Raw genomic sequence first — 7437 nt, 5'->3', positions numbered from 1 at the left:
CAAGAGTGAATTAGTGAATGCTGTTGCAGCTCAATCAGAACTAACAAAGCAGGATGCTGCAAAAGCTGTAGATGCATTATTTAAAACCATTTCTGACACTCTCTCAAAAGAAGAGAAAATTCAATTGATTGGATTTGGAACATTTGAAGTACGTGAGCGTGCGGCGCGAACAGGACGTAACCCTCAAACCGGCGAGGAAATGCAGATTGCTGCTTCAAAAGTTCCTGCTTTTAAACCAGGAAAAGAATTGAAAGAAGCTGTAAAATAAACATAATAAATCTTATCAGAAGCAAAAAAGCGTAAAACCCTTGACTGACAAGGATTTTACGCTTTTTCTTTTCCTACAAGTATACTTTTACGGACGTCTTTTCACATATTTACTGATTAAATTTAAAACTAACCAGTAAATTAATTAGTACATACCCCCACCATCAGTATAGAGATGTAAGTCGGTTACCATTAATTTGCCATCTACCTCTTCAAAGGTATTATATTCTGTTACAATTGTATCAAATGTCTTATCAGGTGAAGCCTTTGGTGTTAAGTACATATGATAAACCAAAGTCGCTGTATTTCCGTCCACAGTAATATTCATAATTGGGCCCATTTCCATATCGACTTGATCACGTTGTGATTTCATTGCCTCTCTGTAATCACTGTATTTTTGTGTTTCCCCACCAATGGCTGTGATATCAGCATCCTCAGCATATAAACCATTCGCAATCTCTAACCAAGACTCATAGTCTGGTTTCCAATTTCCCCACCAATTGAATAAAGTTAATTTTATTTGATCAGAAAGTTCCGTTGAATCTCCATATAACTTTTTTGCTTCTTTTTGAGAAGCTAGTCGCAACTTCTCGCTATTATCCTTTGTTACTTCATTTGTTTCGTAAATAACTTCATGGGATTGTGAAAGAATTTCAGTTCTTGATGACTTATCGGCATCCTTATTTGAAGTATCTGAATCACATGCTACTAATCCTACACCTAAAGCTGCTGTTGTTAATAATAAACTGAGTGTTTTAAATTTGTTAATCATTTTTTCCTCCTTGTGATATGTTGTTTTACTAATAATATCCCTAAAACTTATATACTCAATTTCCTTTTTCTTTTTTTTCCTTTTCTTTTTTCTTCACCATTTTCATGATAGACTCGCCTTCAATATCAATATTAGGCAAAATTTTGTCCATCCATCGTGGTAAATACCAAGCAGATTTTCCTAATAAAGTCATGACTGCTGGTACTATGGCTAACCTCACAATAAAGGCATCAAAGAGAACACCAAATGTCAATGCCATTCCCATAATTTTGACCATCGGATCAGGAGTAAGCATAAATCCTGTAAAAACAGAAATCATAATTAATCCAGCTGCGGTTACCACATTACCACTACTCTTCATCCCAGCTAAAACAGCTTTGCGTGCATCTCTTGTATGAATATATTCCTCTCGCATCCTGCTCACAAGGAATACTTCATAATCCATAGCAAGACCAAATAAGATGGCCACCACAATAACAGGAAGGAAGTTTAAAATAGGACTCGAATTTGGGAATCCAAAGAAATCAAGAAAATGACCATCTTGAACTACAAATACGACAAATCCTAGTGTAGCTCCTAATGAAAGGACAAACCCTAATACAGCTTTTAATGGTACCAAAATAGACCTGAATACAATCACAAGAAGAAGGAAAGCAAATCCAACGATGATGATAGCGAATTTTACTAGTGCCTGTAACAGACCTTCAGAAAGATCAATATCTGCTGCAGTCTGACCTGTTACCAATAATTCTACTTCCTTATTAGATTTATCCCGGATATTATGAACGATATCCTTTGTCTTTAGATCACTAGGTCCTGTTTTAGGTGTTACAGATATCATAAATACTTTCCCTGATGATCCTGGTATTGCCGGAGTTACGGTTTTCACATTTGAAATATCCTTGATTTCTTCAGCTATTTCGGTTGCTGCCTTTTGTGCATCTTTTACACTGTGATCTGTTTTTGCTACTACAACTAATGAGGAATGGTAGCCTGGTCCATATGCTTCAGAAAGTAGGTCATATCCTCTTCGTTCTGTCGTTTCTACTGATTTTGTTCCATTGTCAGGAAGTCCAAGTTGCATATGGAAAAATGGAACACTCATAACGACAAGTAAAACAATTCCTAAGATAGCTACTATAAACGGACGCTTTACTACAAATGTACCCCACTTATTAGAGGAAGTTTGTTTCTTATTTCTACCTGTTATTTTGCTTAATAATCGATTACTCTTATAAGGTCCCATTTTGTGACCCATAAGGGCTAATACAGCTGGTACTACAATGACTGCAATGAATACAGCAACTAAAACACTAACTGCGCCTGTGTAACCCATTGCTGTTAAAAAAGGTACTTCTGTAATCGATAATCCAAGAAGTCCCATAATAACGGTAATTCCTGCGAAAACAACAGCACTTCCTGCCGTCCCAGTTGCGATTGCAATGGACTCTCTAATAGAATAGTTTTCTTTTAGCTGCTGTCTAAAGCGAACAATAATAAACAACGCATAGTCGATTCCAACTGCAAGCCCAAGCATTGAGGCTACAGAGAGTGATACAGAAGGAATATCAATAAAGTTTGTACCTATTACAACCGTTAGAAGTCCTATTGCCAATCCAATAATGGATGTCAAGATAGGCATCCCGGCAGCTAAAAACGACGTAAATGTAACAGCCAAAATGATGAAAGCAATAATGATGCCGATACCTTCTGCTGGCCCACCTGCTTCAGTTTTTGAAAAAGCAACCGTACCAGCTAGTTCTGTCTGAATTCCAGCATCATGCGTAATTTTTATATTTTTTTTGACAATCTTTTTGGATGAGTCTGTGACTTTATCAGCTGCTACCTTATAAGTGACTGTGGCATAGCCTATTTTCTTATTTTCCGATAGGTTCCCAAGTTGTACAGGGGTAGCGATTGAAGTAACCGCCCGATCATCCTTTTTGATTTCATTTAATGTTTCCTCTATAACCTTGTTTACTTTCTGCGAGTCTAATGTCTCGCCCTTTGGAGCTTTAAATACTAATTGTACCTGCCCCCCTGATTTTTCCTTAGAAGAAGGAAACTCTTTTTGAAGTAATTCTCCAGCGTCAGCAGATTCTGTGTTTGGGATTGACATTTTATCACTAAAAGACGTTCCCATATTTACTGCTAACACCCCAAGAGCAATCAATATTGCTATCGTTCCACTAATAATTTTAATTTTATGACCTGCTACCCAATATCCTAATTTATATAGAGCCTTTGCCATTTAAATCCCTTCTCAAAACGAAATGTACCTGTTCAGTAATTAACTTTCTCACAAGCCTTCTTTATATTAAAAGAAAATGAACAAAAAAAAATCGTACATTAGGGCGGATATCTAATGTACGAAAGGGCAATTTTTTTTATAAATGAGCAGTTAGCTTTATAAATGGATTAATTTCATCTGAATAGCCACTGTAACGGCTTCTACTCGATTATTAACATTAAGTTTGTTAAAGATATTAGTAAAATGGGCTTTGACCGTTCGTTCGGCTATTCCTAAATCATCGGCTATCTCTTTATTTTTAAACCCTTTGGCTGCTGCTTTTAATATAAATAATTCTTTATCAGTCAAGTTTACTCGATCAATGGCTATCATTTCTTCCGATTGTTTTTCTTTGGTACGGACGAGCCTTGCCATGAGTTCTGGCTGTAATAATATTTCTCCTTTAACGGCAGACTCAAGCGTCCGGAATAACTCTTCTCTCCTTGTATCCTTTAATAAGTAACCTTTTGCACCTAACTCTAATCCTTTCAGCATCAGCTCATCCTCATTATAAGTGGTCAATATGATAATAGGAGTGGATATATTTTTCTCCTTTAACCTCTTTATCGTATCTAATCCATTCATGACGGGCATATTTAAGTCCATCAAGATCACGTCAATTGGGGATTTTTCAATAAGCTCCAGCGCTTCTTCTCCGTTTTCGGCTTCTCCTACTACGTTGTATACATCATTCGTCTCTAAAATTAATTTTAAGCCTTCTCTGACAACCATATGGTCGTCCACAATTAATATGTTATATTTCATTAGATTTCTCCTTCTGTTCAAGGGGTACTGACACCACTATTTTTGTACCTTGATTTGGTTTACTTTCAAACCTTATCTGTCCGCCTATAAGGCGGACTCGTTCTTGTAAGCCACGTAATCCGTATTTTCCGTGCTGAGATATGGATAGGTTGGAAATCCCAATCCCATTGTCCTCAATTTCTATATTCAAGTGGTGATTTTCTTTTTTAACCAAGACTTTTGCTTTCGTAGCTTTAGAATGCTTAGCAATATTCGCTAAGCCTTCGCTTATAATGTAGAGACTATGTTCTCTTACAAAATTATTTAAAGGAAAAACATTTTCAATTTCAGACTCAATCTCGATTGGTGTTGCATCTGAAAACCTTGTTATTTCTTCTTTTACAGCATCTTGAAAGTCCATTTTAGATATCGATTTTTCTCGTAAATTATCAATAGCTGTTCTTGAATCACGCATTGTCTTACGAGCCTGAGCCATCGCTTTTCCAATGATTTCTTGAGCTCTTACCGTATTTTCATTCTTCATATGAGAATCGATGGCCTCTAATTGCATAATTAAACCGGCCAAACCTTGTGCTAATGTATCATGCAAATCCCTTGCCATTCTCTGTCTCTCATTTACTAATGTTAGTTCTTCTACCTTTCGATGGGCCATTTCTAATTCGCTAAGATAATACTTCATACGGATTCGTTCATTCACCTGTCTATTATACATAATGTAATAAAAACTAATGATGAGAAGAATGGCAATAAAGATAAGAATATAGTGAGCCAATTCCTTAACACCGTAAATAAGGATGATAGCAACGCTATACTGAGAATAAAGAAAAGAGAAAACAAGGACAATTTGAATAATCTTTTTTAGTACAATCATACTTTGAGCAATGAGAATAGGAAGAAGACCGATTAATAAGACAGCAGATCCCTCCTTCAATATAAAGACAGCTGCAAAAATAACAGCTGTTTGCGCCGCAAAATAAAGCACAATATTTTTGGATATGAGGCTATCTCCAAACCAATACAAGAGAATATGGGTAAGGATAAATCCCCCAACAATTACACTATTTAATATGAGCGGAGAATACATATTTTGAAAGGTTACGGCTAACACATATACAGCTGTAATCCATAAGAGAATGGGCAGTTTATTGATGAAAAATTTTTCGGAAGTAGTATCGAAAGAATATTTGTTATGGCTAAGAATGCTCAACTTTAATCCCCACTTTTTCAATAATTTTAAATCGTCTTTAACTATAAAGGTTAATTGTTAATTCATCTTTCTTTATTTTAAAGCAAAAGAATTTTTTGTAAAACTGTACTTTTGTGCATGCTCATATGCCCAAAGAGGCAATATTAGAACAAGTAATTAAATATAGAGAAGTTTTCACGAAGAAAATTATACACTAATAAAAAAGACTTTTGCCCAAATGTACAGGTTAGATTGCCCTTATGTACGTTTTTTTTTATTTCACTTTGTATTAGGATAATGAAAGTTACACCAGTCATAATAAGATCTTATCCTATTATGACTGGTGTGAAGAGCCCCATTATCTGAATAAAAATGAGAGGAATATAATGATGAATATGAAAAATCGATGGAAAGTTGCCTTTCTGACTCTTTTGGGAGTTATCCTTTTCATCATAGTTATTATGGGTGGAATGATATTTTCACCAACTCAATCAGTTTCATTACCAAACACGTCTATAGATAATGAAAAGTTTGTTCAATTTAGCGTTAGTACTCATAAAAAGGATCTTAATAAAATACTTAACCAATATTTAAACCGATTTACTGAATATAATGTGATTTTAAAGAATGATATTGTTGAATTTAATGGGTCTATACCTATATTCATGAAACGTATTCATGTAAAAATGACATTTATACCAAAGACTTCAAACAACGGAGATTTAATTTTAATACAAAAATCACTTTCTTTAGGTAAGTTACATCTGCCTGTCTCTGCAGTGTTAAAGCTTGTAAGGAGCTCATTAAATCTCCCAGAATGGATAATTATCCAACCTAATAAGAAGATGGTTTATGTTGGGTTACAAGATATGAAGATGAATCATAGTAATATGAAAATTAGGATTAATCATTTTAATTTAAAGAAGGATGATATATCTCTTACACTACTTTTCCCTATAGGACATTAATCTTGTATAAACTAATCATTGCTAAACATAAAGAAAACCTTTGCTTATTATCAGCAAAGGTTTTCTTCGTATTATACAAGATTCAACAACAATTAGTTATCATAATAGCGATTATAAGCAATAAAAATCTTTTATATACTATTCCTTTCTCTTTTAAAAGTCATAGATAAAAGACCTTATCTAACAAGGATTCTTATATAGATTAGGTCAAAACAAATAAAGAGGTAATAATATATACATAACCATAAAATTCTTTTTTGTCTTTTTAGTTCAATTAATCTTGCCTCTAAAATAATTAGGCTAATGGTAATAGGTATGGGAAGATTGTCAATTCACTACGGATTTAATCTTACTAAATACCTTAGATAAACGATTCTGTGTTTTATTAAATAGCTCTTCATTCCTTGTCATTACTTCTTCTTCATCAAACTTTCTATTCTCAATATATATTGTGTATCGTAGCTCTATTTGGATTGCTTCCACATTGCTCCATGAACCGTATGTGTTTACAATATAACCACCCGAAAGTCCTTTTTCGTCTACTTTAACCGTAAAACCTTCCGTTTCAAAAGCACTACGAACAATCTCTAAAAAATTACTAGAACAACTTTTGTCATGACATGTACCTAATACAACATCTGCATTAGACTGGATATAGAAACTATGTAAGTCCAACAGAAATGCTTTGTTATTTAACTTTAGTGAAGCTTTAATTTCTTTAGATAAAGTATTGTGGTATGGCAAATAAATGCTGTTAATTCTTTTTGTGATAACCTCTTCAGACAAGGGTCTACCATAGATGTTCTTTCCAAACGTTGATTTACGATAAATTAGAGATTTTGTATATTCATTCTCACTTTGTTTGAGACCTATATGTCGGTTGACATCGATTACGTAACGACTGTAATTAGCTGACACCTTCGTAATATTTAAGTCACTTAAAAAGTTATACAGATCATTTAAGAACCAATCATTATTAGGAAGAATTATGTTCGATTTTTTACTTTGTATCATTTCAGGAGTAAGTTGAGGCGAACTATGTGGGATACTTGCTATTATTTCAGAAACTGGATTACTTCTTTCCACAGTAACTGGATTCATGAGTGAACTCCTCCTTTTTAAATATAACTTATGGAGAAAGAAAGTATATCATATCCAAACCTAGTTTAGTCGGGTAAGCAGGGGGCAT

7 protein-coding genes are annotated in these 7437 nt (G+C 34.3%); 2 read left to right on the top strand and 5 right to left on the bottom strand.

Annotation, left to right across the window (positions count from 1 at the left end; translation table 11 throughout):
• On the top strand, nucleotides 1-268 hold a 268-nt coding region (locus MOC86_RS26000; protein WP_268586796.1), incomplete at its 5' end, for an HU family DNA-binding protein.
• A 144-nt stretch (nucleotides 269-412) separates the two neighbouring features.
• Here the strand turns inward: MOC86_RS26000 and MOC86_RS25995 are convergent.
• The 4 genes from MOC86_RS25995 to MOC86_RS25980 form a co-directional block, all read right to left on the bottom strand.
• Nucleotides 413-1039 carry a hypothetical protein gene (locus MOC86_RS25995; RefSeq protein ID WP_268586795.1) on the bottom strand — a complete coding sequence of 209 codons (627 nt, stop codon included), beginning with the start codon at nucleotides 1037-1039 and terminating at the stop codon, nucleotides 413-415.
• Between the two features lie 55 nt (nucleotides 1040-1094).
• Nucleotides 1095-3290, bottom strand: a complete 2196-nt coding sequence (locus tag MOC86_RS25990) for an MMPL family transporter (RefSeq protein WP_268586794.1) — start codon at nucleotides 3288-3290, stop codon at nucleotides 1095-1097.
• A gap of 156 nt (nucleotides 3291-3446) precedes the next feature.
• Nucleotides 3447-4094, bottom strand: a complete 648-nt coding sequence (locus tag MOC86_RS25985; protein ID WP_268586793.1) for a response regulator — start codon at nucleotides 4092-4094, stop codon at nucleotides 3447-3449.
• On the bottom strand, nucleotides 4084-5301 hold the full coding sequence (locus MOC86_RS25980; protein ID WP_268586792.1) for a sensor histidine kinase: 1218 nt from the start codon (nucleotides 5299-5301) through the stop codon (nucleotides 4084-4086). The genes MOC86_RS25985 and MOC86_RS25980 overlap by 11 nt, the downstream gene beginning before the upstream one ends.
• 365 nt (nucleotides 5302-5666) lie before the next feature.
• Between MOC86_RS25980 and MOC86_RS25975 the strand changes: the two genes are divergently transcribed.
• Nucleotides 5667-6248, top strand: coding sequence for a YpmS family protein (locus tag MOC86_RS25975; RefSeq protein ID WP_268586791.1), 582 nt, complete (start codon nucleotides 5667-5669; stop codon nucleotides 6246-6248).
• 327 nt (nucleotides 6249-6575) lie between these two features.
• Here the strand turns inward: MOC86_RS25975 and MOC86_RS25970 are convergent, their stop codons facing one another.
• Nucleotides 6576-7349: an N-formylglutamate amidohydrolase gene (locus tag MOC86_RS25970; RefSeq protein ID WP_268586790.1), complete on the bottom strand. Its 774-nt coding sequence runs from the start codon at nucleotides 7347-7349 to the stop codon at nucleotides 6576-6578.
• Between the last annotated feature and the right edge of the window lie 88 nt (nucleotides 7350-7437).

The organism is Priestia endophytica (assembly GCF_026790145.1).
GTDB lineage: Bacteria > Bacillota > Bacilli > Bacillales > Bacillaceae_H > Bacillus_I > Bacillus_I endophytica_A.
This window is presented reverse-complemented; position numbering and strand designations above follow the sequence as displayed.